Source organism: Vitreimonas sp. (genome assembly GCF_035627415.1).
In the GTDB taxonomy this organism is placed as follows: domain Bacteria; phylum Pseudomonadota; class Alphaproteobacteria; order Caulobacterales; family Aquidulcibacteraceae; genus Vitreimonas.
This window is the reverse complement of record NZ_DASPLU010000009.1, coordinates 293,173-316,477: the sequence shown is the minus strand read 5'-3', so window position 1 is coordinate 316,477 and position 23,305 is coordinate 293,173. Positions and strand designations below refer to the sequence as shown.

Annotated in this window: 22 protein-coding genes; 9 read left to right on the top strand and 13 right to left on the bottom strand. The window is 66.7% G+C overall.

The window, feature by feature from the left end; translation table 11 throughout:
• Positions 1-58 precede the first annotated feature (58 nt).
• Positions 59-1,609 carry an oligosaccharide flippase family protein gene (locus VEA80_RS07435; protein ID WP_325060074.1) on the top strand — a complete coding sequence of 517 codons (1,551 nt, stop codon included), beginning with the start codon at positions 59-61 and terminating at the stop codon, positions 1,607-1,609.
• On the opposite strand, the gene VEA80_RS07430 is transcribed toward VEA80_RS07435, so the two are convergent.
• Both VEA80_RS07430 and VEA80_RS07425 read right to left on the bottom strand, forming a co-directional pair.
• Positions 1,602-2,273, bottom strand: coding sequence for a M23 family metallopeptidase (locus VEA80_RS07430; RefSeq protein ID WP_325060073.1), 672 nt, complete (start codon positions 2,271-2,273; stop codon positions 1,602-1,604). The genes VEA80_RS07435 and VEA80_RS07430 overlap by 8 nt on opposite strands.
• Positions 2,274-2,328: 55 nt before the next feature.
• Positions 2,329-3,519: an MltA domain-containing protein gene (locus VEA80_RS07425; RefSeq protein ID WP_325060072.1), complete on the bottom strand. Its 1,191-nt coding sequence runs from the start codon at positions 3,517-3,519 to the stop codon at positions 2,329-2,331.
• A gap of 258 nt (positions 3,520-3,777) precedes the next feature.
• On the opposite strand from VEA80_RS07425, the gene nadA reads away from it, so the two are divergent.
• From nadA to nadC, 4 genes are read left to right on the top strand one after another with little or no spacing between them, the layout of a single operon-like run.
• Positions 3,778-4,941, top strand: coding sequence for a quinolinate synthase NadA (gene nadA, locus VEA80_RS07420; protein ID WP_325060071.1), 1,164 nt, complete (start codon positions 3,778-3,780; stop codon positions 4,939-4,941).
• Positions 4,925-5,359 carry a hypothetical protein gene (locus VEA80_RS07415; RefSeq protein WP_325060070.1) on the top strand — a complete coding sequence of 145 codons (435 nt, stop codon included), beginning with the start codon at positions 4,925-4,927 and terminating at the stop codon, positions 5,357-5,359. Before nadA ends, VEA80_RS07415 begins: the two co-directional genes overlap by 17 nt.
• 47 nt (positions 5,360-5,406) lie before the next feature.
• Positions 5,407-6,876 (top strand): L-aspartate oxidase, encoded by a 1,470-nt coding sequence (locus VEA80_RS07410; RefSeq protein WP_325060069.1) that lies wholly within the window; start codon positions 5,407-5,409, stop codon positions 6,874-6,876.
• The gene (gene nadC, locus VEA80_RS07405) at positions 6,818-7,702 is read left to right on the top strand and encodes a carboxylating nicotinate-nucleotide diphosphorylase (RefSeq protein WP_325060068.1); all 885 of its coding nucleotides are present in this window, start codon (positions 6,818-6,820) and stop codon (positions 7,700-7,702) included. The genes VEA80_RS07410 and nadC overlap by 59 nt, the downstream gene beginning before the upstream one ends.
• Positions 7,703-7,779: 77 nt before the next feature.
• Here nadC and VEA80_RS07400 read toward each other — a convergent pair whose 3' ends face one another.
• The 11 genes from VEA80_RS07400 to coxB all read right to left on the bottom strand — a co-directional run bounded on the left by VEA80_RS07400 (position 7,780) and on the right by coxB (position 17,452).
• Positions 7,780-8,346, bottom strand: coding sequence for a GNAT family N-acetyltransferase (locus VEA80_RS07400; RefSeq protein ID WP_325060067.1), 567 nt, complete (start codon positions 8,344-8,346; stop codon positions 7,780-7,782).
• Positions 8,347-8,358: 12 nt separating this feature from the next.
• Positions 8,359-9,615: a pitrilysin family protein gene (locus VEA80_RS07395; RefSeq protein WP_325060066.1), complete on the bottom strand. Its 1,257-nt coding sequence runs from the start codon at positions 9,613-9,615 to the stop codon at positions 8,359-8,361.
• Positions 9,606-11,033, bottom strand: coding sequence for a threonine synthase (gene thrC, locus VEA80_RS07390; protein WP_325060065.1), 1,428 nt, complete (start codon positions 11,031-11,033; stop codon positions 9,606-9,608). Before thrC ends, VEA80_RS07395 begins: the two co-directional genes overlap by 10 nt.
• Positions 11,033-11,725 carry an SURF1 family cytochrome oxidase biogenesis protein gene (locus VEA80_RS07385; RefSeq protein WP_325060064.1) on the bottom strand — a complete coding sequence of 231 codons (693 nt, stop codon included), beginning with the start codon at positions 11,723-11,725 and terminating at the stop codon, positions 11,033-11,035. The genes thrC and VEA80_RS07385 overlap by 1 nt, the downstream gene beginning before the upstream one ends.
• 106 nt (positions 11,726-11,831) lie before the next feature.
• Positions 11,832-12,227, bottom strand: coding sequence for a DUF983 domain-containing protein (locus VEA80_RS07380; protein ID WP_325060063.1), 396 nt, complete (start codon positions 12,225-12,227; stop codon positions 11,832-11,834).
• 67 nt (positions 12,228-12,294) lie between these two features.
• On the bottom strand, positions 12,295-13,200 hold the full coding sequence (locus VEA80_RS07375) for a cytochrome c oxidase subunit 3 (RefSeq protein WP_325060062.1): 906 nt from the start codon (positions 13,198-13,200) through the stop codon (positions 12,295-12,297).
• A gap of 51 nt (positions 13,201-13,251) precedes the next feature.
• Entirely contained in the window at positions 13,252-13,815 is a 564-nt protein-coding gene (locus VEA80_RS07370; protein WP_325060061.1) for a cytochrome c oxidase assembly protein, read from the bottom strand.
• A complete protein-coding gene (locus VEA80_RS07365; protein WP_325060060.1) occupies positions 13,812-13,949 on the bottom strand; it encodes a cytochrome C oxidase assembly protein in 138 nt (45 codons plus the stop codon). The genes VEA80_RS07370 and VEA80_RS07365 overlap by 4 nt, the downstream gene beginning before the upstream one ends.
• Complete coding sequence (gene cyoE, locus VEA80_RS07360; RefSeq protein WP_325060059.1) at positions 13,946-14,854, bottom strand: heme o synthase; 909 nt, start codon at positions 14,852-14,854, stop codon at positions 13,946-13,948. The genes VEA80_RS07365 and cyoE overlap by 4 nt, the downstream gene beginning before the upstream one ends.
• Before the next feature lie 10 nt (positions 14,855-14,864).
• Positions 14,865-16,538, bottom strand: a complete 1,674-nt coding sequence (ctaD, locus tag VEA80_RS07355) for a cytochrome c oxidase subunit I (RefSeq protein WP_325060058.1) — start codon at positions 16,536-16,538, stop codon at positions 14,865-14,867.
• A gap of 17 nt (positions 16,539-16,555) precedes the next feature.
• On the bottom strand, positions 16,556-17,452 hold the full coding sequence (gene coxB, locus VEA80_RS07350; protein WP_325060057.1) for a cytochrome c oxidase subunit II: 897 nt from the start codon (positions 17,450-17,452) through the stop codon (positions 16,556-16,558).
• A gap of 125 nt (positions 17,453-17,577) precedes the next feature.
• On the opposite strand from coxB, the gene VEA80_RS07345 reads away from it, so the two are divergent.
• The 4 genes from VEA80_RS07345 (at position 17,578) to bla (ending at position 23,284) form a co-directional block, all read left to right on the top strand.
• Entirely contained in the window at positions 17,578-18,225 is a 648-nt protein-coding gene (locus VEA80_RS07345; protein ID WP_325060056.1) for a tetratricopeptide repeat protein, read from the top strand.
• 82 nt (positions 18,226-18,307) lie between these two features.
• Entirely contained in the window at positions 18,308-19,732 is a 1,425-nt protein-coding gene (gene tldD / locus VEA80_RS07340; protein ID WP_325060055.1) for a metalloprotease TldD, read from the top strand.
• Positions 19,733-20,126: 394 nt separating this feature from the next.
• Positions 20,127-22,202, top strand: a complete 2,076-nt coding sequence (locus tag VEA80_RS07335) for an outer membrane beta-barrel protein (RefSeq protein WP_325060054.1) — start codon at positions 20,127-20,129, stop codon at positions 22,200-22,202.
• 155 nt (positions 22,203-22,357) lie between these two features.
• Entirely contained in the window at positions 22,358-23,284 is a 927-nt protein-coding gene (gene bla / locus VEA80_RS07330) for a subclass B3 metallo-beta-lactamase (protein WP_325060053.1), read from the top strand.
• Positions 23,285-23,305: the final 21 nt, after the last annotated feature.

Below are 23,305 nucleotides of genomic sequence, written 5' to 3'. Positions count from 1 at the left end.
TTCCGTGGCAAGAAACGTATTTCGCGCTCGTGCGTTGGCAGCGGGTTGGACGGAGGGTGTGCGTGCCCCAGAAAGCAAGGCTTGGTTCAGCCGCAAGGGGCCGAGCGCATTGGCGCTTGGCCGCGCACGCGTGATGGCCTCTCCCCTCAAACAGCGGGCGCTCAAAGGCGCCACATGGGCGGTGCTCGGCGGCAACGGCGCGCAGGTCATCGCCTTCGTCATGTTCGTGATCGTCTCGCGGATGGTCGGTCCGTCCGCGTTCGGCACGGTGGCCGTGGCGCTGCTGCTGATCGAAATCTGCCGCGCCTTCACCAGCGAGTGCTTCGGCGTCAACCTCGTTGCGCTCGGCAAGTTCAAGCGCGAGTGTTTCGACGCAGCGTTCGTTCAGGCCTTCGGCGCCGCGATCGTCACGGCCGCGCTGCTGAGCGTGCTCGCGCCTTTGTTCGCGATGCTGTTCAGCATTGCCGATCTCCGCGACGTGCTGCCCCTGCTGGCTCCGCTGCTGGTGGTGCATGCGCTCGGGCGCCTGTTCGAAGCGGAGCTGACCATTCGCATGGAGTTCCGCGCGCTAGCGTTCCGCTCGGTAGCGGCGGTGCTGGTCGGCGGCGCGACAGGGATCGCCGCCGCCGCCAATGGGCTCAATGTGGGCGCGCTGGTGCTGCAGCAATGGGCCTCGGCGCTGCTCTCGCTCGTGCTGCTGGCTTGGCCAGCGCTGTGGCGGCCGGGCCTCGCCTTCTCCCGCGAAAGCTTTCTCGCGATCGCCCGGCAGAGCTTCGCAATCGCGCCGGCGAACCTCATCACCACCACCCGGCAATCGATCGACGGCTTGGCGGTCGCCAGCTTCTCGGGCGCGGCGGCCGCCGGCGTCTACAATCTCGCAAAGCGCACCCGGCTTGCGCTGCAGCTGGGACTCACCGCCGCGATCGGGCGGGTGTCGCTGCCGACGTTCGCGCACGTGAGAGAGGACGCCGCCCGCCTCGCCAATGCGCTCGATCAGGCGCTGCGGCTCGCCGCCGTCGTCGCATTTCCAGTTTTTCTCGGCGTCGCCGCCGTTGCGCCGGAACTGATCGCCGTCTTCCTCGGCCCGGAATGGGCGGGCGCCGCGGGGCCGATGGCGCTGCTCATGATCGGCGGCGCGATCGCGATCGCCACCCGGCTTTGCGACAACATGCTGCTCGTGCTCGGCCGGCGCGCCACCATCGTCGGCCTGCACGCCTTCGCTCTCGCCGTGCTGCTGGCAGGCCTCGCCCTCGTCGGCCGCTTTGGCCCGATGGCCGCAGCGGGCGCGGTGCTGTTCGGGGGCATCGCGCACAACGTCGCCGTCTGGACCGTGACTCAACGCGCCATTCCGGGGCTGCGGCTGCGCACCTATCTCGCCAACGTATGGCTGCCGATGACGATCAGCGTCGCCATGCTCGCGTTGGTGGCGTTGCTGCGCGGCGGCCACGCCGCGGACGGATTGCCCGACATCGCCCGGCTCGCCGTGTTCATCGCCATCGGCGCGCTGTTCTACATCGGCGCGATCTGGGCGTTCGCGCGCCCCGCTTTCCGCTCCGCGCTCGGGGCCGCACGCACGATCCTTGCGCCATCCTCCGCCAAGCCTACATGATCGGCGCTGCCTCCGGCGGCGGGCCATAGTGCAACGGATCGACGGTGAGCCCGTCGATACTCACTTCGTAGTGCAAGTGAACGCCGGTCGCGTTGCCGGTTCGCCCCATCCGCGCCACCGGCTGCCCCGCAGATACGAACGCACCCGGACTCAAATTCGGATCGACGTCGCTCAGATGTGCGTAGAACGTCCGCACGCCGTTGCCGTGGTCGATCTCGAGCGAAATGCCGTAACCGCCGCGCCGATTGGCGAACGTGACCTGCCCATCGGCCGCGGCGTAGACGTAGCCCCCGCTTGGATTGGCGAGATCGAGCCCGTTGTGTTGGCGCTCGCCGCCGTCAGCCAGCCCGCGCCAGCCGAAGCCGGACGAGAGACACGCCGTTTCCGTTGGATTGCGCAGCAGCGGCCCCGCCGGGGTGTAGATGTAAGGCGAATAGGCGAGCGCTTCGCCGCGCGAGCCGATCTGGCCGATGTTCGAGCCGTAGCCGCTGCAGGCGAACAATTCGCTTTGCAGCGCCGCACGCGCCGCCGCCGAGTAGCGGTTGGGCCCGGAAGGCTCGCTGGCGATCGGCGCCGTGATCGCTGGAGATGGATAGCTCGTCGTGGTCGCCACGCAGCCGCCGAGCGCCGCAAGTGCAAGCAAGCCAAGTGCAAGGCCGCGCATCGCCGCCCTCCGCCTTTCTCAAGGCCCCTCGCTCGCGGCAAAGGTAGCGGAAGCTTCAGGCCACCGGAACCCCGCGCGGCAGTAATGTCCACCAGCGCGCCGGCGCGTTCATGCGCTCCGCCGCTTCGCCGGCCTGATCGCCGGAGCCGAAGAAGACGTCGCCGCGCATCGGCCCGCGCCGGATCGCGCCGCCCGTATCCTGCGCCACCAGCAGACGCCGGAACGGCTGGCCGTCGTACTGGCCGTCGACGAACACGATCGCGCCGTACGGGTGATACGCCGGATCGACCGCAATTGAGCCCAGCGGCGTCAGCGGCACGCCCGCGGCGCCGCGCGGTCCTGCCGCGGGGTCGGCAATCTGCTCTTCCTGGAAGAACACGAAGGACGGATCGGCCGCGAGCGCTTGGCGCGTCGCCTCGGGACCGCGCTGATCGCTCCAGGCGCGGAAGCTGTCCCACGTCGCGCTCGGCAACTCGCCGCTGTCGCGCAGCGCGCCCAGGGCCGAGCGCCAGCGATAGCCGTTCTGCGCCGCATAGGCCGCGCGCGCCTGCGTGCCGTCGGGAAAGGCGATGCGGCCGGAGCCTTGGATCTGAAGATTGTAGACGTCGACCGGATGCGCCCAGGCGAACGCCTGATCCGGCGACGGATTCATCTCGCTACGGCGCGGATAAGGCCGCACCTGGTTGCCGACGAGCTGACCCGTGAGCGCGCGCGGCGCGCCGCGCAGCGTCTCATTGTCGTGCGCCTCCGCGAACGCGGCGAGATCGACGCTGACCATGTCGCTTGGTCGACGCAGCAGCGGCGCCGAGAAGACAGCATCCGGCGTGCGTCGCGCCTGGATGATCGGCTCGTAGTAGGCCGTCAGCCGCGCTTCGCCACCGCCTTGGACGAGATGCGGGCTGAAGTGCGCTTCGAAGAACGCGCGCTCCTGGCCTGCCGCCACGCTCCCCGCCGCCGCGCACGCCGGCGCCCAATCTGCGACCGTCCCGCCATAGCGCCCGCCGCCCGGCAGCGCCGCCGCCGGATCGCGTTGCCTGCGCCCGTCACATGTACGGCGAAAGGCGCTGAGCGCCGGCGCCAGGTCAGCTTCGCGCCACCCGGGGATGTCCTCGAAGGCCGCTGCCTCTAGCGCGAACGCGGCCTCCTCGCGCGGCGTTTCGGGGGGCCGCGTTTCTGTGGTGGGCGTCGTCGCGCAGGCGGCGAGCGCCGCTGCCGCCGCTAGGCAGGTCAGCCGGCTGAGCTTCATCTCGTTTCTCCCGCTTCAAGACGCCGAGTTTAGGCGGTCGGTTCCGCTCCGGGTTAGAGCCAAGGAGCCGAATCAAGGCGAAGGAAATGTGACGACGTTTCGCTTGAACGGGTTACCCCTTGGGAGTAAGTTGCGCCTTGGACTTATGCTCCAGCGTAGCATAAGGGGTGCGGCCGGACCTTTACCGGCCTTCTTTCACACCCCACATATGCTCCGATTGAGCATAATAAGCTCATGCCGAGCTGAAGGAGGCCGCCCATGGCCCGTATCATTGACGCTCCTCTGACCGCCAGCGAAGGCTCGGGCTGCGACCCGCGCGCCGTGCACGGAACTTGGGGCGCGCTCGACGCCGCCGCCCGCCGCGGCCTTGCCTACACGCCGGACATCGCGGCCGAGACCGCGCCGCTCTACGCGCGCGTGAAGCACGTGATCCCGGCAGTCGAGTGGCCCGCCTATGCGCCGCTGATCAGCGCCATCAACAAGATGAAGCGCCAGAAGAACGCGGTGGTGCTCGCCCATAACTACATGACGAGCGAGATTTTCCACTGCGTGGGCGATTTTCGCGGCGACTCGCTGCAGCTCGCCCGCGAAGCGGCCGAGACGGACGCCGACGTCATCGTACAGGCCGGCGTTCACTTCATGGCCGAGACCTCGAAGATTCTCGCGCCGGAAAAGACCGTTCTCATCCCCGACATGCGCGCCGGCTGCTCGCTCGCCGCATCGATCACGGGCGCCGATGTGCGGCTGATCAAGCAGCGTTATCCCGGCGTTCCAGTCGTCACCTACGTCAACACGTCGGCCGACGTGAAAGCCGAGAGCGACATCTGCTGCACTTCGTCGAACGCCGCCGCCGTGGTCGAATGGGCGGCGCGCGAGTGGAAGACGGATCGCGTGATCCTGCTGCCGGACGAGTATCTGGCGAAAAATGTCGCCGCGCAGACCGGCATCAAGATCGTTTCCTGGCACGGCCGCTGCGAAGTGCACGAGCGCTTCACGCCCGAAGACGTCCGCGAATTGCGCGACGCGCATCCGGGCGTTGTCGTGCTGGCGCACCCCGAGTGCCCGCCGGACGTGATGAGCGCCGCCGACTTCGCCGGCTCGACCGCCGCGCTGCAGGACTACGTGGTCGAGAGGCGCCCTGGTAAGGTCGTGCTGCTGACCGAGTGTTCGATGAGCGACAACGTCGCCGCCGCCGCGCCGGATGTCGATTTCGTCCGTCCCTGCAATCTCTGCCCGCACATGAAGCGCATCACCGTCGAAGGCATCTACGATGCGCTCGCCGACATGCAGCACGAGGTGACGATCCCGGAGGACGTCCGCGTGCGCGCGAAGAAGGCGATCGACGCGATGCTGGCGCTGCCAAAGGAAAAGCCGCGCGCGTTCGAAGTGGGGCGGGAGCTTGTCGATGTGGAAATGGTGTAGCGCGACCGGCTTCGTCGCCGTTCTTTTCGCCTCGTCCGTCGCTCATGCGGAGATGGCGACGCTCGCCGGCGCCTGGTCGTTTCGCGCCGTCCACGCCGCGGCCGACTGCACCATCACCGGCGATGCGGTCGTGAGGGATACATCGACGCGAGACGTGTACGAAGTGAGTCTCGTGGCGACGGAAACCTGCGGCGGGCTCTCCAACACACCTGTCGAGCAGAGCTGCCGCGCAACGCGCAGCGGCGATAGCGTGCTCGTCGACTGCGTCGTGCTCTACCCCGATCGCGCGCCCGGCTATCTGCCGGACGACTTCGAACTCGTCGTTCAAGCTCCGAACGTGATGGTCGGCAGGCTCACCGCGAACTGGAACCAGCCGGCGGTTTGGCGGCGCGGCGTCAGTGATGCGCCTGTTGCCTGACGCGCTGCTCCCGCTGGCTTAGTCCGAATCCGGAAAAGAGAGAGAACGTGCGCCGCGACGGCATCCTTATCATCGGCACCGGGCTTGCGGGGCTTTTTCTTGCGCTGAAACTCGCGCCGCGGCGCGTGACGGTGCTGAGCCAGGCGCCGCTCGGCCAAGCGAGCGCGAGCGCCTGGGCGCAGGGCGGGCTCGCCGCAGCACTTGCGCCGGAAGACGATCCGCAGCTCCACGCGCAAGACACGGTCGCCGCCGGCGCGGGCCTCGTCGACCCCGCGGTGGCCGCGCTGATCGCGCACGAGGGCCCTGCCCGCGTCATCGATCTCGTGGCGCTCGGCGTGCCGTTCGACCGTACGCCGAACGGCAGACTGGCGCAGAGCTTGGAAGCCGCGCATTCGAAACCGCGCGTCGTTCGGGTTGCCGGCGACCTCGCCGGCAAGGCGATCATGGATGCGCTGATCGCCGCCGCGCGCGCCGCGCCGCACATCGACATCGTCGAGAACAAGCGCGCGCGCGTGCTGCTGCGCGACGCCAATGGCCGCGTCTGCGGCGCGTTGTGCGAAGACGGGACGCGCTTCGAAGCCGGAGAAACCATCCTCGCCACGGGCGGCGCAGGCGGGCTCTACGCAGTCACCACCAATCCGGTCGAAGCGCAGGGCCAGGGCCTCGCCATGTCGGCGCGCGCGGGCGCGCTGATCGGCGATCCCGAATTCGTGCAATTCCATCCGACCGCGATCGATATCGGACGCGACCCGGCCCCGCTCGCCACCGAGGCGCTGCGCGGAGAAGGCGCGCAGCTGATCAACGGCAAAGGCGAATCGTTCGTCGATGCGCTCGCGCCGCGCGATGTCGTCGCCCGCGCCATCCATCTCGAGCGGGCGGCGAGCCGCGGCGCGTTTCTCGATGCGCGCGAAGCTGTCGGGTCACATTTTCCACGCACCTTCCCCACCGTGTTCGCCGCTTGCATGAGTGCGGGCCTCGATCCGCGCCTTGCGCCCATACCCGTAGCCCCGGCCGCGCACTATCACATGGGCGGCGTCGTCACCGATGTCTGGGGCCGGACCACGCTCGACGGCCTCTGGGCTGTCGGCGAATGCGCCTCCACTGGCGCGCACGGGGCCAATCGCCTCGCCTCCAATTCGCTGCTGGAAGCCGTCGTGTTCGCGCACCGCATCGCCGATCGTCTCCGCGAAGCCGAGACCGCCGCGCCATTGCCGATCGAAAACGAACCGCCGCCGCCCGTGCTGCCGGATGCGCCGCGCACCGAGCTCCGCCAGCTCATGCAGGCGCACGCCGGCGTCGTTCGCGACGCCAAAGGCTTGACGCAAGCGCTCGACCGCGTGCGCGCGCTCTGCGAAACTCATGGCGAAGCGCATCCCCTCGTCGCCGCGCGCCTCATTCTCACCGCCGCGCTCTCCCGCAAGGAAAGCCGCGGCGCCCACTTCAGGAGCGATTTCCCGCATGCCGCAGACCCGCACCGCAGCTTCCTCACGCGGAACGACGCTGCCGCCGCTGCCTGACGTCGTGCTCGAACCGATCGTCAAGCTCGCGCTCGCCGAGGATTTGGGCGCGGCGGGCGATGTGACGACCGACGCACTGATCGATCCCGAGACGCAAGGCAAGTGGGCGCTGCGGGCGCGCGAAGCCGGCGTGATCGCCGGGCTCGACGCGGCGACGCTGGCGGCCTGGCTGATCGATCCGGACATCCAGTTCACGGTGAACGCGCCCGACGGCGCGCGCGTCAAAGCCGGCGATGCGATCATGACGCTGGAAGGGGCCGCGCGCTCCGTGCTTATGGCCGAGCGCACGATGCTCAATTTCATCGGCCGGCTCTCCGGCATCGCCACACTGACGCGGGTCTATGCCGATGCGGTCGAAGGCATGGGCGTGATCATCGCTTCGACGCGCAAGACGACGCCGGGCCTGCGCGCGCTGGAGAAGCGTGCGGTGAAGCTGGGCGGCGGCGGCGCGCATCGCTACGGCTTGGACGACGCGATGCTGATCAAGGACAACCATATCGCCGCCGCCGGTTCGATCGCCAACGCCATGCAGCGGGCGCGGGCGGCGGCGGGGCACCTCACCTGCATCGAGATCGAGGTCGATAATCTCGACCAGCTCAAGCAAGCGCTGCCGCATGCGCCGAGCGCGATCCTGCTCGACAACTTCTCGCAAGCCGACATGCGCGCGGCAGTGAAACTGGCGAAGGGTCAAACGCTGCTGGAAGCGTCCGGCGGGATCACGATCGAGAATGTGTTCGCGGTGGCGGAGACGGGCGTCGACGTGATTTCGATCGGCGCGCTGACGCATTCGGCGCGGTCGTTGGATGTTGGATTGGACGCGATTTAGGTGCTAGGCGTTAGGTGTTGGTTCAAACGCGAACCCGCCGCCTCTAACACCTAACACCTAACACCTAAAACCCGAGTTCACCCGGCGGCGTTCACTGTCGCGAACAGCAAATGATCCCGCCAGGCGCCGTTGATCTTCAGATAGGCGCGGGCCATGCCTTCGTGTTCGAAGCCGGCTTTCTCGAGCACGCGGCGCGAGGCGATGTTGTCCGGCTGGCACGCGGCTTCGACGCGGTGCAGCTCGAGATCCTCGAACGCATAACGCACCACCGCCCGCACCGCCGCCGTGATGTAGCCCTGGCCCGCATACATCTCGCCAGCCCAATAGCCGAGCGAGGCGGTCTGGGCGACGCCGCGGCGGATGTTCGAGAGCGTCACCCCGCCCAAGAGCTGATCGTCGTCCTCACGGAAGACGAACAGCGCGTACGCTTTGTCGTCGCGCGCGTCTTCCGTGTAACGGCGCAGCTTGTAGCGGTATGAGCCGCGCGAGGTCTCGTCTTGCGCCCAGGTCGGCTCCCAGGGGGTCAGAAAGTTGCGGCTGGCGTCGCGGACCTGCGCCCAGTCCTGATAGTCGCGCGCTTCGGGCGCACGCAGATAGACGCCCTCGCCGTCGATCCGGCGGCCGCCCTCGTTGTCCTTGCGCATCAGAGCCATGGCTCAGGATGATGCCTTAAACGCGTCGAGCGCGCCATGCCCCGCCTTCGGCCCAAGCGCAGTGGCGCACAGCGGCCCGGCCAGCGCCGCCCGCGCCGCTGCGCGCACGTCATCCGCCGTCACCGCATCGAGCTTTGCGCGGATTTCGGAAAAATCCATTAGCCGGTCGCGCAGGAACACCTGCCCCACCCGGGCCTCGGCGCGCGCCGACGGCGCCTCGAGCCCCATCAGCATCTGCGCCCGGGCCACCGCTTTCGCCCGCTCCAACTCCTCCGGGCGCGGACCTTGCTGCGCCAGTAAGGCGAGTTGGTCCCGCACGATCTCGGCGACGGTGGTCGCGTTCTGCGGCGCGCATCCGGCATAGATCGCAAGCCGGCCATCGTCCTCGAACGTATCGAGAAAGCTGTCGATCGCGTAGACCAGTCCACGCTGCTCGCGCACTTCCTGGAAAAGTCGCGAGGACATGCCGCCGCCAAAGATCTCGGAGAGCAGCCGCAGCGCGTAGATCCGATCCGATCCCGCCGCCGCGCCCGGCCACGAGAACACGAGGTGCGCCTGTTCGAGCTTGCGCGTCTCGACTGCGCGCCCGGCCGCCGGCCGCGCCGGCGTCATCAGCAAGGGCGGACGCGGCTTCAAGTGCGCGAACCGCCGCGCCGCCGTCTCCACGAACGCATCGCGATCGAACGCGCCGGCGATCGAGATGACGATGCGCTCGGGCGCCATGTGCGCATCGTGAAACGCGTGCAGTGTCTCGACGCTGACATGGGCCAGCGTTTCCTCTTCGCCGAGGATCGGCCGCCCCAGCGGCTGATCCGGATAGAGCGCGCCCTGGTGCAGTTCGAACACGCGGTCGTCGGGCACGTCGAAGCCTTCGCCGCGCTCCTGCGCGACGACGCCCTTCTCCTTCTCCAGATCGTCCGGTGCCCAGTGCGGCTCGAACAGGATGTCGGCGATCAGGTCGAGCGCGAACGGCGCATGCTCGGCGACGACGCGCGCATAATAGGCGGTGCGCTCATAGCTCGTCGCCGCGTTCACCACGCCGCCGACATTCTCGATCGCTTCCGCGAACTGGCGCGCATCGCGCGAGCCCGCGCCCTTGAACGCCATGTGCTCGAACAGATGCGCGATGCCGTTGATCTCGGCCGGCTCCCAGCGGGCGCCGACCCGCTGCCAGACGCCGAGCGCCGCGGTGCCTAGCTCCGGCATCGGGTCAAGTGCGACGCGGACGCCGTTCGGCAGCCGGATAAGGTCTAGCTCCACGCCCTGCTCCGCTCGCGAATGTACTGCTTCACCACTTCAACGTCAGCGGGGAGCGAGTCGAACCGCTCATCGCGCTGGAAAAGGTCAGCGCACTTCGCCGGCAGCGGCGGGCGGGCGCCTGTGGCGCGCTCGACCGTGCCCGGGAATTTCGCCGGATGCGCAGTCGCGAGAAAGACAACGGGCCCGCCGCTCAAACCGTGCGTCACCTTGGATCGCGCCACTAGGCCAACGGCCGTGTGTGGACAGACCGGCGCGTCGTCCTGCGCGGCCCAAGCCATGCTCTGCAACGTTTGCGCATCGTCGACTTCGGCGGCAGAGAAATCGGCGCGCAGACGTTCGAGCGCGTACTGTGGAATATCGAAGCCGCCGGATTGCGCCATTTGCGTATAAAGCCGTGTCACCGCTTCGCCGTCGCGATCGAGCGCCTCAAACAGGATGCGTTCGAAATTGGAGGCCACTTGAATGTCCATCGCCGGCGATAGCGTCTCTTGCGAGACGCCGCGCTCGTAACGCCCGGTGTTCAAGGCGCGCACGAGAATATCGTTGGCATTGGTCGCAAGCACGATACGTCCCACCGGAGCGCCCATCTGCTTGGCGACCCAGCCGGAGAATGCATCGCCGAAATTTCCCGTTGGCACGACGAAATCGACAGGTCCATGTGCGCTCAGAGTGTGCGCGGCGATCTGGTAGTAGACCGACTGCGCGACGATCCGCGCCCAGTTGATCGAATTCACGCCGGAGAGATGCGCCCGCGCGGCGAAGTCTCGATCGCCGAAGAGCGATTTCACGATCGCCTGACACGCGTCGAAATCGCCGTCGATCTCGATCGCGTATATGTTCGCCGCGCCAGACGTGGTCATGAAACGGCGCTGCACGTCGGAGACCCGCCCTTTTGGCGTCAGCACGAAGAGGTCGACGCGGCCGCTCCTCTTCAGCGCTTCAACCGCCGCGCCGCCGGTATCCCCAGAGGTCGCACAGACGACGCTGAGCCGCGCATCGCGGTTCGATAGCGCCAAATCGTAAAGCGGCCCGATCAGCTGCATCGCCACGTCTTTGAACGAGAGCGACGGCCCATGAAAAAGCTCGAGCAGCCAATCAGCGACGCGAATCTGGCGCAACGGAGTCACCGCTTCTGGCCACTTGCCGCGCCAGCTTCGATCATGCGGGTTCGCCGGGACGTCGATATAGGCGCTTGTGGCAATGTCTCCGGCCTCAGCGCCGAGGTCATCGCCGGCGAACGCCTCCAGCACGCGCGATGCGACATTGGCGTAATGACTGGTGACGATGCGGCGCGGCTTCAGCGGCAGCCCCGGCCAGCTCTCCGGCACATAGAGGCCGCCATCGGGCGCCATGCCGGCAAGCACCGCGTCCAGAAACGAAACCGGCGGCGCAAGACCGCGTGTCGAGATGTAGCGCATCACTCCTCGGGCCGGCGCGGCGGCGCAAAGGAAAGGCGCCCCACGCTCGCGTGATACGCAAAGTAGATCACGATCAGCACGATCGCGAGCCCGTACCAGGTGATGGCGTAGCCCATGTGCCGCTCGGGCGGCAGCGTGTCGGCCCCTGTCGCCAGTGCGAACGGGTTCGCCGTCGCCCGCCCGTCGGCGCCGACATAGGCGCTGGCGACGTAATAGTCGGCGACGTTCTCGAGCCCGGCGTTGCGGCCCATCGCCGGCAGATCGATCGCGAACCAGAGCCGCTGCAGCGGCCGCGGCGCAAGTGTGAACGGGCCCGCTTCCTCCGGCCGGATCGAAGCGCCGCTGATCGGCGCGCCGAGCCGCAGCAAGGCCGGAACGCGCACCTCGTCGGCGCTTGGCGGCTCGACGCCAGGAACGAAATCGGCATCGACGAACACGACCGTGTCGCCGTACTGCACCGGCGCGAACACACGCCAGCCTTGCTCGCGTGTGTCGGTGCGCACGCCGTGCACGAACTGCATGCCTTCGGCGATCGGCTGGTAGTTCGCGATCGTCATTTCCGGCACCGGCTCCTCGGCCAGAGCCTTCTTCAGCTCGTAACGCTCCCATTGCCAGCGCCCGAGCAGCAGCAGCGCGGCGAACGCCAGCACCGCCGCGACACTCATCAACAGAAGAGGACGAAAGCGGATCATGGGCGCGCGCTCCGCGGAGCGCCTATGACAGAAATCAGAAGCCGGAAATCAGAAGTCAGGTTGGCTTCGACTTCCGATTGCTGATTTCCGATTACTGACTTCTGACTCACTCGACATCCTCATGCGTGGCCTCGCGCGCCTTGTGCTTCCACTGGAACGCAAACAGCAGCGCCTTGAACGGGGGCAGGCACGCAAGGCACAGCGCGATCGCCGCGGCCATCGTGATCGCCAGCGCGAGCCAGCCCGGCAGATCGAGACCATATTGCAGGATGATCAGCAGCGGCGCCACGATCGCGCCGACGATCAGGATCACGAACACCGCGGGGCCATCGCCCGAGTCCGCCGCTTTGAAGTCGGCGCCGCAGGCGCGGCAATGGTCGCGAAACTTCAAATAGCCCTGAAACACCTCGCCCTTGCCGCACTGCGGGCAGCGGAGCTGAAGGCCGGTGACGAAGGGCGAATGGCGAGTAGCGGATGGGGAATGGGGATTGTCCTCACCCATCGCCTTTTCCCCTACTCACTATTCGCCATTCGCTATTCGCCATTCGCCATTCGCTATTCGCCATTCGCTAATTCTGCATCGTCAGATAGGGCGTCACGTAGACGAACGTGAACAGGAACAGCCACACAACGTCGACGAAGTGCCAGTACCACGCCGCGGCTTCGAGCCCGAAATGCTTCTGCGGCGTGAACTGCCCGGCCATCAGACGCAACAGGCACACGGCGAGGAAGATGGTGCCGATGACGACGTGTGCGCCATGGAAGCCAGTCGCCATGAAGAACGACGCGCCATACACGGTCGCGTTGCCGCCCACTTCCGGATTGCCGAAAGCAAAGCCGGCTTCGGGATACTCGACGCCGAATTGGATCCAGCTGAACAGGATGCCGAGCGCCACGGTGAGAATGAGGCCGAGGCGCGCGCCCTTGCGGTCGCCGGTTTGCAGCGCGTGGTGCGCCCACGTCACCGTCGTGCCCGAGAGCAGCAGGATCAAAGTGTTGATCAGCGGCAGGTGGAAGGGGTCAAAGGTTTCGACATGCGGCGGCGGCCAGTTGGCCCAGGCGGCGGCGGTGGCTTCGTCCCAAGTCGGCACCAGCCAATCGGCGCGATTGCCGTGGAAGATAGCCATCTCGAAGAACATCCAGAACCAGGCGACGAAGAACATCACTTCCGAAGCGATGAAGAGGATCATCCCGTAGCGGAGGCCGATATCGACCACCGGCGTATGATCGCCGGAGCGGCTTTCCTTGATCACGTCGCCCCACCAGCCGATGCAGGTGATGACAAGGATCGCCGCGCCGAGCAGGAACAGCGTCCATTGGCCGTGGCCGAAGAAGAAGTCGTTGTCGTTCGGCGACAGCCCGCGCATCAGCACGACCGCACCGACGGCGGCGACGAACGCGCCCACGGAGGCCACGAACGGCCAAGGGCTCGGATTGACCAAGTGGTAGTCGTGCTTGACGTCGCCGTGCGCCATTTTCCCCTCGTGCGCGTTGCCGGAGCGCGCTCCGGACTAAGTCCTAAAGTCTCAACTTGCCGTTTCCGCCGCCGACTGATCGGTGGAGCGGAAGAACGTATACGAAAGCGTCAGCGTGCCGATTTCGGCCGTGTTCAGGTCGCTCGCGATCTCCGGATCGACGAAGAACACGACGGGCAGTTCGGCCGCTTCGCCCGGTCCGATCAAGCGGTCCTGGAAGCAGAAGCATTCGAGCTTGGCGAAGTACTGCCCCGCCTCGTGCGGCGTGACGTTGTAGGTCGCGCGCGCCACCACCGGCTGGTCGGAAAGGTTGCGCACCGTGTAGAAGGCAAGCCCGGTTTCGCCGATGCGCAGCGTTTGGCTGATCTGCTTCGGCTCGAACTCGATCGGAAGGCCGGGCGCGACATTGGAATCGAACCGCACTTCGATGCGCCGATCGAGAACCTGACCCGGCGCCGCCGCCGCTTCCTGGGTCGTGCCGCCATAGCCCGTCAGCTTGCAGAACGCGTCGTAGAGCGGCGCGGCCGCCGCGGCGAGACCCGCCATGCCGGCGACCGCCGCGACGACGACGCCCGCCGTGATCGCCATGCGCTTCTTGTTCGGCGCCGCGCTCATAGGTGCAGCCCCTCCTGCAGCTTCGTCAGCGTGATCAGGAAGACGAGCGCCACGAACGCGCCGATCGCCAGCGCGATCCAGAGATTGCGGCGCTTGCGGGCTTGGAGTTCTTCGGGCGTCATGATCGCGCTCATGCCGCGACCCGCTCCGCCAGCACGGCGGCGAACAGCGCGAAAAGGTAGAGGATCGAAAAACCGAACAGATCGCGCGCCGGCTTGTTCTGCGCCCCTTCGCCTTCCCCCGCCTGCGAACGCAGCACGCGCCACGCGAGAAACACAAAGAAGAGTCCGCCCGCGGCGGCGATCGCGCCATAGGCCCACCCGACGAGGCCGGTGAACACCGGCGCCAAGCCCAGCGGCGCCAGCACCAGCGAATACGCGAAGATGTGCCGGCGCGTGGATCTTGCCCCGTGCGTCACCGGCAGCATCGGCACTTTCGCGGCTTCGTAGTCGCTCTTCTGCAGCAGCGACAGCGCCCAGAAGTGCGGCGGCGTCCACATGAAGATGATGGCGACCAGCAGGATCGGATCGATCGTGAGCGAGCCAGTCTTCGCCGCCCATGCGATCGCCGGCGGCAGCGCGCCGGCGAGGCCGCCAATGACGATGTTCTGCGGCGTCGAGCGCTTCAGCCACATCGTGTAGACGACGGCGTAGAAGAAGATCGTGAACGCCAAGAGGCCGGCCGCGAGCGGGCCGGCCGCCAACTGCATCGTCACGACGCTGAGCGCCGAAAGCGTCAGCCCCAGCATCAGGGCTTCGTCGCGGGCGACGCGGCCCGCCGGGATCGGCCGCATCCGCGTGCGGGTCATGGTCGCGTCGATGTCGGCGTCGAACCACATGTTGAGGGCGCCTGAAGCGCCCGCGGCGATGGCGATCGAGAGGATCGCCGCGAACCCCAGCACCCCATCGCCAGCGCCCGGCGCGGCGACGTAGCCGACGAGCCCGGTGAACACCACCAGGCTCATCACGCGCGGCTTCAGCAGCGCGACGTAATCGCTCGCGCTGCTGGGCCGATCGTGGGAGGCGGTGACATCAACCAAGCTTCAAGCCTCAGTGATGCGCGTCCGGCTTGATCACCGGCAGCTCGTTGAACTGGTGGAACGGCGGCGGCGACGAGAGGGTCCACTCCAGCGTCGTAGCGCCCTCACCCCACGGATTGGCGCCCGCCTTGCGGCGCGCCAGGAACATCTCGGCCAGCGTGACCAGGAAGACGAGCACGCCGATCGCGGTGATCGCGTAGCCGATCGAGCTGATGTGGTTCCAGTACGCGAACGCTTCCGGATAATCGATGTAGCGGCGCGGCATCCCCTGCAGCCCGAGGAAGTGCTGCGGGAAGAAGATAATGTTCACGCCAATGAACATGATCCAGAACTGCAGGCCCGCCAGGAAGCCGTTGTAGCGATAGCCGCTCATCTTCGGGATCCAGTAGAAGAAGCCGCCGAAGATCGCGAACACGGCGCCCAGCGAGAGCACGTAATGGAAGTGGGCGACGACGTAATAAGTGTCGTGCAGCGCCGTATCGACGCCCGAGTTCGCCAGCACGACGCCGGTGACGCCGCCGACCGTGAACAGGAAGATGAAGCCAATTGCCCAGAGCATCGGCACTTTGAAGTCGATCGAGCCGCCCCACATCGTGGCGATCCAGGAGAAGATCTTGATGCCCGTCGGCACGGCGATGACCATCGTCGCGGCCACGAAGTAGGCTTCGAGGTCGAGCCCCATGCCCACCGTGAACATGTGGTGCGCCCAAACGATGAAGCCGATGAAGCCGATCGCGACCATGGCGTAGGCCATGCCGAGATAGCCGAACACCGGCTTCCTCGAGAACGTCGAGACGATCTGGCTGACCATGCCGAAGCCCGGCAGGATCAGGATGTAGACTTCCGGGTGGCCGAAAAACCAGAACAGGTGCTGGTACATCACCGGATCGCCGCCGCCGGCCGCTTCGAAGAATTGCGTGCCGAAATTGCGGTCGGTCAGCAGCATGGTCAGGGCGCCGGCGAGCACCGGCAGCGACAGCACCAGCAGCCACACCGTGATCAGGATCGACCACACGAACAGCGGCATCCGGTGCATGGTCATGCCCGGCGCGCGCATGTTGAAGATCGTGGTGATGAAGTTGATGGCGCCGAGGATCGAACTCGCGCCGGCGATGTGCAGCGACAGGATCAGGAGATCCATCGAAGCTCCGCCATGGTGCGCGTCCGAGGTCGAGAGCGGCGCATAAAGCGTCCAGCCGCCGCCGAAACCCGAGAACTCGCCGTTGCCCGGCACGATCATCGACAGGATCGCCAGCCCGAACGAGGCCGGCAGCAGCCAGAACGAGATGTTGTTCATGCGCGGGAACGCCATGTCGGGCGCCCCGATCATCAGGGGCACGAACCAATTGCCGAAGCCGCCGATCATGGCCGGCATGACCATGAAGAAGATCATGATCAGCCCGTGCATGGTCACGGCCACGTTGTAGGAATGGTTCGAGTCCATCCCGAGCAGGTTCGCGAGCATGGAGCCTTCAGTGAACACCTGCACGCCCGGCTCGGCCAATTCCCACCGGATGAAGCCGGAGAGAGCGCCGCCGATCAGGCCGGCGATGATCGCGAACACAAGGTACATCGTGCCGATGTCCTTGTGGTTGGTCGAATAGATCCAGCGCTTCCAATCATAGAGGCTGGGGCGATGGTCCTCGTGACCATCACCTTCAGCGTGAGCGACTTCGTGCGTCATCTTCTAGCTCTCTAATCTCAGCGCGTCGGTTGGGCCGCGGGCGCAGCAGGTTGCGCGGGCGCGGCGGGTTCGCCTTGCGCCGGCGCCTCGGCGGGCGCGGCCGCGGGCGCTTCGGTTTCGGGCGCGGCCAGCGTGCCGCCCTGCGCGGTGATCCACGCCTCCCATTCGGCGCGGCTCACCGCACGGATCTCGATCGGCATGTAGGCGTGGTTGACGCCGCACAATTCCGAGCACTGGCCGTAATAGACGCCGGGACGGTCGACACGGAACCACGTCTCGTTCACCCGACCCTGGATCGCATCTTCCTTGACGCCGAACGCCGGCACCGCGAACGCGTGAATGACGTCGTTCGAGGTGACGAGCACGCGCACTGTCGTGTCGACCGGCACCAGCAGCGGCTCGGTTGTCGCCAGCAGGTACGGCCGGTTTTGCTCGCGCGCGTCCTCTTCAGGCAGCAGGTTCGCGGTGATGGCGACACCCTGATCCGGGTACTCGAGATTCCAGAACCAGGAATTGCCGGTCACCTTCAGCGTGATCTCGGCGTCCTGCGGCACGCGCTCCTGCGCATAGAGCAGCGGGAACGACTTCCAGGCGATGGCGACCAGGATCAGCACCGGCACTACCGTCCAGATCACTTCGACCAGCATGTTGTGCGTGAAGCGTTTCGGCGTCGGATTGGTACGCCGATTGAAACGGACGATCACCCACAGCAGCAGCGCCAGCACGAACATCGTGATCGCGACGATGATCGCGAGCAAAAAGCTGTGGAAATCGTGGATCTGCCGCATGATCTCGGTAGCGGCCGGCTGCAGATCGAGCCCCCCTGGCGTCGGCGCGCCAACGCTCGCGTGAGCCGCGCTCGTCATCGACAGCGCGGCCGCAGCCAAACTTGCGATCAAAGCCCCTCGCTTCACGCAATGATCCTCCTAGAGATTCAGCGCTCGGTATGGCGCGGGCGGGCGCCCCCGCCTATAGTCGCCGGGCGCGGCTTTTGACCGCGCCTTGCCTTTCTGTAAGTCTCCAAGGGTGGGGAGCTAGCATGATCCGCGCGCGGCTTCCAAGGCGCATCCGAGCCGCGATTCCAGCGCTTGCCGCGGGACTCGCGCTGACCGCGTCGCCGGCGGCCGCCACGCAGGACCCGCACGCCGACCCGCGCGCAATGACGATCCTCGGCAACGACGCCAATGCGCGCCGCTGCGGTCAGAACGTCGCCGGCGGCGACAGCTCGGACGCGACGATCGCGGCCTGCACGCGTGCGCTCGAATACAGGCGTCTCACCCGCGAGGCGCAGGTGCAGCTCCTGGTCAACCGCGGCGTCACCCACTTGCGCCGGCAGCAGAACGAACTGGCGGTGGCTGACTTCGACGCCGTGATCGTCATCGACGGCGAGAACGCCGAGGCCCACCTCAACCGCGGCGCAGCCCTGGTTCAGCTCCGGCGCTACGGCCCGGCCATCGCTTCGCTCACCGAGGCGCTCGGCCTGGGGGTGCAGGAGCCGCACAAGGCGTACTTCAACCGCGGCATCGCCCGCGAGGCGCTGGGCGATCTCCGCGGCGCGTTCGAGGACTATACGACGGCCCTCCAGATCGAGCCGGATTGGGGTCCGGCAAGCGCCGAACTCGCCCGCTTCGCCCGCGCGCGCCGCGAGCACCTGGCCACCGTGCTGGACGAGCCGACGACGCCCTGACGTTCCCATTGCGGAACTTTCTCAGGCCACGCGACGGCCCGACTCGCCTCCTATATTCTCCTCTCATCAGAAGGAGAGTTTCATGGCTGACGGCCAGCGCGCCCCCCACCCCGAACAAGCCGCCGAGATGGATTGGGACGCCGCCCGCCGCATCCTCGCTGAAGCCGCCCAGGGCGCGGACGACGGCGAGATCTTCGTCGAGGACAGCCGCACCGAGAGCTTCTACTGGGACGACGGCCGGCTGAAGTCGGCCTCGTTCGACGCCACCCAGGGCTTTGGTCTGCGCGTCGTCGCCGGCGACCGCGCCGGTTACGGCCACGCCAGCGTGCTCGAAACTGAAGCCGTCGAGCGCGCGGCCGAAGCCGCCGCCGCGGTGAAGCTCGGCCACCAGGGGACGCTCGACGTCAGCCCGGCCAAGGTGAACCGGCGCCTCTACGCTGACTTCGACCCGATCGAGTCGCCGACCTTCACCGCCAAGACCGACCTGCTGGCGGAGATCGACGCCTATTGCCGGGCCAAGGATCCGCGCGTCGTCCAAGTCGCCGCCAACCTCGCCGGCGCCTATCGCGGCCTCACCATTCTCCGCCCGGACGGCGCCAAGCTGAACGACCATCGCCCGCTCGTGCGGATCAACATCTCCGTCACCGTCGAGCGTGAAGGCCGCCGCGAGTCCGGCTCGGCCGGCGCCGGCGGACGCGAGCCGTACGAGGTCTTCATTGCGCCCGAGCGCTGGAGGGCGCTCGCCGATGAGGCGCTGCGCATCGCGCTCGTGAACCTCGACGCCATCCCCGCCCCCGCCGGCGAAATGGACGTCGTCCTCGGTCCCGGCTGGCCGGGCGTGCTGCTGCACGAGGCCGTCGGTCATGGGCTCGAAGGGGACTTCAACCGCAAAGGCACCTCCGCCTTCTCCGGCATGGTTGGGCAGCGCGTTGCGGCGCCGGGTGTTACGGTCGTCGACGATGGCACGCTCGAAAACCGCCGCGGTTCGCTCACCATCGACGACGAAGGCACGCCGACGCAGCGCACCGTGCTGATCGAAGACGGCATCCTCAAAGGCTATCTGCAGGATCGCCTCAACGCGCGCCTCACCGGCGTCGCGCCGACCGGTTCGGGCCGCCGCGAGAGCTACGCGCACCGGCCGATGCCGCGCATGACCAACACCTTCATGACCGCGGGCGACAAAGACCCGGCCGAGATCCTCGCCAGCCTGAAGCGCGGCGTTTACGCGGTTAATTTCGGAGGCGGACAGGTCGACATCACCTCCGGCAAGTTCGTCTTCCAGTGCACCGAGGCGTACTTGGTCGAGGACGGAAAGATCAAAGCGCCGATCAAAGGCGCAACGCTGATCGGCGATGGTCCCTCAGCGCTCACGCGCGTGACGATGATCGGCAACGATCTCAAACTGGACGAAGGCGTCGGCACTTGCGGCAAAGGCGGACAGAGTGTGCCCGTGGGTGTCGGCCAGCCGACGCTCTACATCCAAGGACTGACAGTCGGCGGGATGTAGGCCGAGCGTACTCATTTACAATTTAGAGAATCGAAGCAGAAGCTGTGTGCATCCCAATGTCTGGGGAGGTTGATAGCTATGGCTGCTAAAAAGAAGACCGCGACGAAAGTCGCCAAGGCCGCGCCGAAGGCGAAAGCCAAGAAGGCCGCCGGCAAGAAGAAGTAAGCTTCTTCGAACTGGAATCACGGAACGCCGTCGGGACCTCCCGGCGGCGTTTTCGTTTTCAATCGTCGTACCGGATCGCCGCTTCGTCGCATTGTCTGCACTGCGCCCTGAAAAAACCCGGCCCAGCCGCATCCGTGGCAGCCGCTGCAATCATCCTGAAACATGCAGCAGCGCTTCTGCGCACAAGCCGCAACGCCGCGGGAGACGGCGCGACGGGAGGGGAACGATAATGCTGGGACGCATGATGGTGTCGGCGCTTGCGCTGACGGGCGTTGCGTATGCGCAGACCGAAACGCCGACGAACGAAGCGGCCGCTACGCCGATTTCGAGCGGCGACCGAGTCACTTACGAAGCCGCCTACTTCAATCAATACAATCCATCGAACGCACTCGACATGGTGCGCCAGACGCCGGGCTTCACCCTTGACGGCGGCGACGACCGGCGCGGCTTTTCGGGCGCGGTCGGCAATCTGCTGATCGATGGCATCCGGCCCAGCACCAAGAGCCAGTCCGTCGACGGCATTCTCTCGCGCATTCCCGCCAACCAGGTGGTCCGCATCGAAGTGCTGCGCGGCGCCGCGGTAGCAGGCGACGCATCGGGTCAATCGGTCCTGCTCAACATCGTGCGCACGCCCACCGCCGGCAGCGGGCTCTGGGAAGCCGGCTTCGAGATCACGTCGCGCGACACGCCGGCGCCGCGCGGCGAGCTTTCGTACTCGGGCCGCAACGGCAATTTCGAATGGGGCCTGAGCGGCTCGATCTTCAGCCAGTATCGCGACCTGCCGGGCTGGCGCGTTTTCTTCGACGGCGCAGGCAATCCGGACGGGCGCGCCGAAACCCCCTCGCCGCGCGACTTTCGCGAAAGCACGGTCAACGGCAATGTCGCCTTCCCGCTCGCCGGCGGCCGCTTCAGCGCAACGGGCCAAGTCAACTGGTGGCGCTTCCATGCCGACAACGGCTTCTTCTTCTTCAACCAGGACGGCTCTTCCAACTTCGATCTCGAGAGCGTGTTCGAAGAGCAGCGCCGCGGCTACGAGCTCGGCCTCAACTACGACCGCGACTTCGGACCCTGGTCGCTAGCGCTGATCGCGCTCGCCAATCGCGGCGTCTACACCAGCGAAGAAGACGGCGCGTACACCAATTTCGTCATCGACGAATACTTCCAGGACGTGCGTCAGGAAAGCGGCGAAACCATCTTCCGCGCCTCGCTTGCTCGTCCGCTGGGCGAACGCCACCGCGTCGAGTTCGGCGGCGAAGGCGCCATCAACACGCTCGACCAAGCGCTGATCTACGCCGAGGACAACGTCGTCTTCCCGTTCACCAACGACAACGTCTCGATCGAGGAAGAGCGCGCCGAGTTCTTCGTGTCCGAAACCTGGCGTCCGACCGACCGCTGGTCTCTCGAAACGCGCGTGAACTGGGAAACGTCCACGCTCACCTTCAGCGGCGACACCAATGATGTCGTCGAACTTTCTTACTGGAAGCCATCGGTGCAACTCTCGCGCACGTTCGGCGCCAACAACCAACTGCGTCTGCGCATCCACCGCGATGTCGGCCAGCTCGACTTCGGCGACTTCACGTCGGCCGCGTCAGTCGCCGACAACCTGATCGCGGGCGGCAATCCGGAGCTGGTGCCGCAAACCGCCTGGATCGCTGAACTCGGCGGCGACCTGCGCTTTCCGGGCGGCGCCGCGCTCACCTTCACGCTCGCACAGCACGAGATCAGCGACGTTTCCGATCTCGTGAAGATCGAAGATAACAACGGCACGCCGCTCGATCCGTCGGATGATCTCGTCTACGACGCGCCGGGCAATATCGGCGACGGCGAGATGACGCGTCTCGATGTCAATTTCTCGACGCCGGTGCCCTTCATCGAAGGCGGACGCCTCACCATCGAAGGCATGCTCGCCGATCACGAAGTGACCGATCCGGTGACGGGCGAACCGCGCATCATCTCGTTCACGCCCGAGTCGCGCTATCAGGTCACGTTCCGCCAAGACTTGCCGGACATCAAATTCGCCTGGGGCATCGAGGTGTTCAAGGAAGGCGAATTCCGCGCCCACCGCTTCAACGAAACCGACACCAACGAAGAAGGTCCGTGGATCGATCTCTTCGTCGAGACGACGGCGCTGCCGAACGACATGAAGCTGCGCCTGTGGGCCGCGAATCTGTTCGACGGCGACGTCAACCGCGACCGGCGCTTCTTCGCGCCGGACCGCAGCGGCGTTCTCGTCGCCCAGGACATCCGCATGCGCCAGTTCGCCAGCGCGCCTTGGTTCATCCTGGAGCTGAGCGGCCGCTTCTGATCCGTTTGGGCCGCCGACGCCACCTGCAGCGCCTCCCCCACCCGTTCTGGAGCTGCAGCGGCGCCGGCGGTTCATCTTGCGCGCGGCCCCCGGCTTTTGCGGGACCCGTTGAAGAGCCCCTTCCACGCGCGCGCCGCCGCCCGTAAGAAGCGCGCGTGCTCAAGCATTTGACGATCCCGCTTTTCCTTCTCGCTGGTTGCGCGGCGCCGGCCTCCGATCCATCGGCCAGTTCTCTGCCGCCGCTCGCGAGCGAGGAGCAGATTGCCGCCGCTGAAGGCGCGCCACTCTCCAGCGACTGGGGCGATTGGAATGCAAACGTCGAACCATTCACGATCGTCGGCAACATCCACTATGTCGGCGTCAAGGGCGTAAGCGCCTTTCTGATTACGACGCCGGACGGTCACGTCCTGCTCGATGGCGGCTTCGCGCAGAGCGCGCCGCTCATCATAGCCAACGTCGAACGCCTCGGCTTTGAGGTCGGCGATGTACGCTATCTGTTGAACAGCCACGCCCATGTCGATCACGCCGCGGGCCTCGCCCGCCTGCAACGCGCCAGCGGCGCACAGATGGTCGCCAGCGAAGCCGATCGCGGCGCCCTGGAGGCGGGGAGTTTTCCATACGGACCGTCCGCCGGCATGCGCTTTCCGCCCATTCGCGTCGATCGCGTCATTGCCGACGGCGAAACGCTGACGCTCGGCGGCGTCACGCTCACCGCGCACATTACTGCCGGCCACACGCCGGGCTGCACATCATGGAGCATGGATGTGGCCGGTGCGGACGGCGCGCCGCATCGCGCCTTCTTCCACTGCAGCGCGACGGTCGCAGGCCAGTCGCTGGTCCCGCCGGCTTATCCCGGCATCGTCGCGGACTTTCGCGCCACCTTCGCCCGCGTGCGCGAGATCGACGCGGATGTGCTGCTCACCAATCACCCAGACTTCATGGGCCTTGAAGAACGCCGCGCCCGACGGCGCGCTGGCGATGCGACCGCCTTCGTCGATCCGAATGCGCTGAGCCAATTGAACGAACGGCTTGAGCGCGCGTTCGACGAAGAACTGGCGCGACAAGCCGCAACACGGCCCTAAGCAGCAACCGCTTGGCTTCGC

Excerpts from the sequence above, each read along its gene's own strand:
- VEA80_RS07385 (WP_325060064.1), bottom strand. The coding sequence starts at position 11,725 with ATGATCCGCTTTCGTCCTCTTCTGTTGATGAGTGTCGCGGCGGTGCTG.
- VEA80_RS07345 (WP_325060056.1), top strand. The coding sequence starts at position 17,578 with ATGATCCGCGCGCGGCTTCCAAGGCGCATCCGAGCCGCGATTCCAGCG.
- tldD (WP_325060055.1), top strand. The coding sequence starts at position 18,308 with ATGGCTGACGGCCAGCGCGCCCCCCACCCCGAACAAGCCGCCGAGATG.
- VEA80_RS07370 (WP_325060061.1), bottom strand. The coding sequence starts at position 13,815 with ATGAGCGCGGCGCCGAACAAGAAGCGCATGGCGATCACGGCGGGCGTC.
- VEA80_RS07400 (WP_325060067.1), bottom strand. The coding sequence starts at position 8,346 with ATGCGCAAGGACAACGAGGGCGGCCGCCGGATCGACGGCGAGGGCGTC.
- nadA (WP_325060071.1), top strand. The coding sequence starts at position 3,778 with ATGGCCCGTATCATTGACGCTCCTCTGACCGCCAGCGAAGGCTCGGGC.
- VEA80_RS07425 (WP_325060072.1), bottom strand. The coding sequence starts at position 3,519 with ATGAAGCTCAGCCGGCTGACCTGCCTAGCGGCGGCAGCGGCGCTCGCC.
- VEA80_RS07415 (WP_325060070.1), top strand. The coding sequence starts at position 4,925 with ATGTGGAAATGGTGTAGCGCGACCGGCTTCGTCGCCGTTCTTTTCGCC.
- ctaD (WP_325060058.1), bottom strand. The coding sequence starts at position 16,538 with ATGACGCACGAAGTCGCTCACGCTGAAGGTGATGGTCACGAGGACCAT.
- VEA80_RS07335 (WP_325060054.1), top strand. The coding sequence starts at position 20,127 with ATGCTGGGACGCATGATGGTGTCGGCGCTTGCGCTGACGGGCGTTGCG.
- thrC (WP_325060065.1), bottom strand. The coding sequence starts at position 11,033 with ATGCGCTACATCTCGACACGCGGTCTTGCGCCGCCGGTTTCGTTTCTG.
- VEA80_RS07365 (WP_325060060.1), bottom strand. The coding sequence starts at position 13,949 with ATGAGCGCGATCATGACGCCCGAAGAACTCCAAGCCCGCAAGCGCCGC.
- nadC (WP_325060068.1), top strand. The coding sequence starts at position 6,818 with ATGCCGCAGACCCGCACCGCAGCTTCCTCACGCGGAACGACGCTGCCG.
- VEA80_RS07375 (WP_325060062.1), bottom strand. The coding sequence starts at position 13,200 with ATGGCGCACGGCGACGTCAAGCACGACTACCACTTGGTCAATCCGAGC.
- VEA80_RS07430 (WP_325060073.1), bottom strand. The coding sequence starts at position 2,273 with ATGCGCGGCCTTGCACTTGGCTTGCTTGCACTTGCGGCGCTCGGCGGC.
- VEA80_RS07380 (WP_325060063.1), bottom strand. The coding sequence starts at position 12,227 with ATGGGTGAGGACAATCCCCATTCCCCATCCGCTACTCGCCATTCGCCC.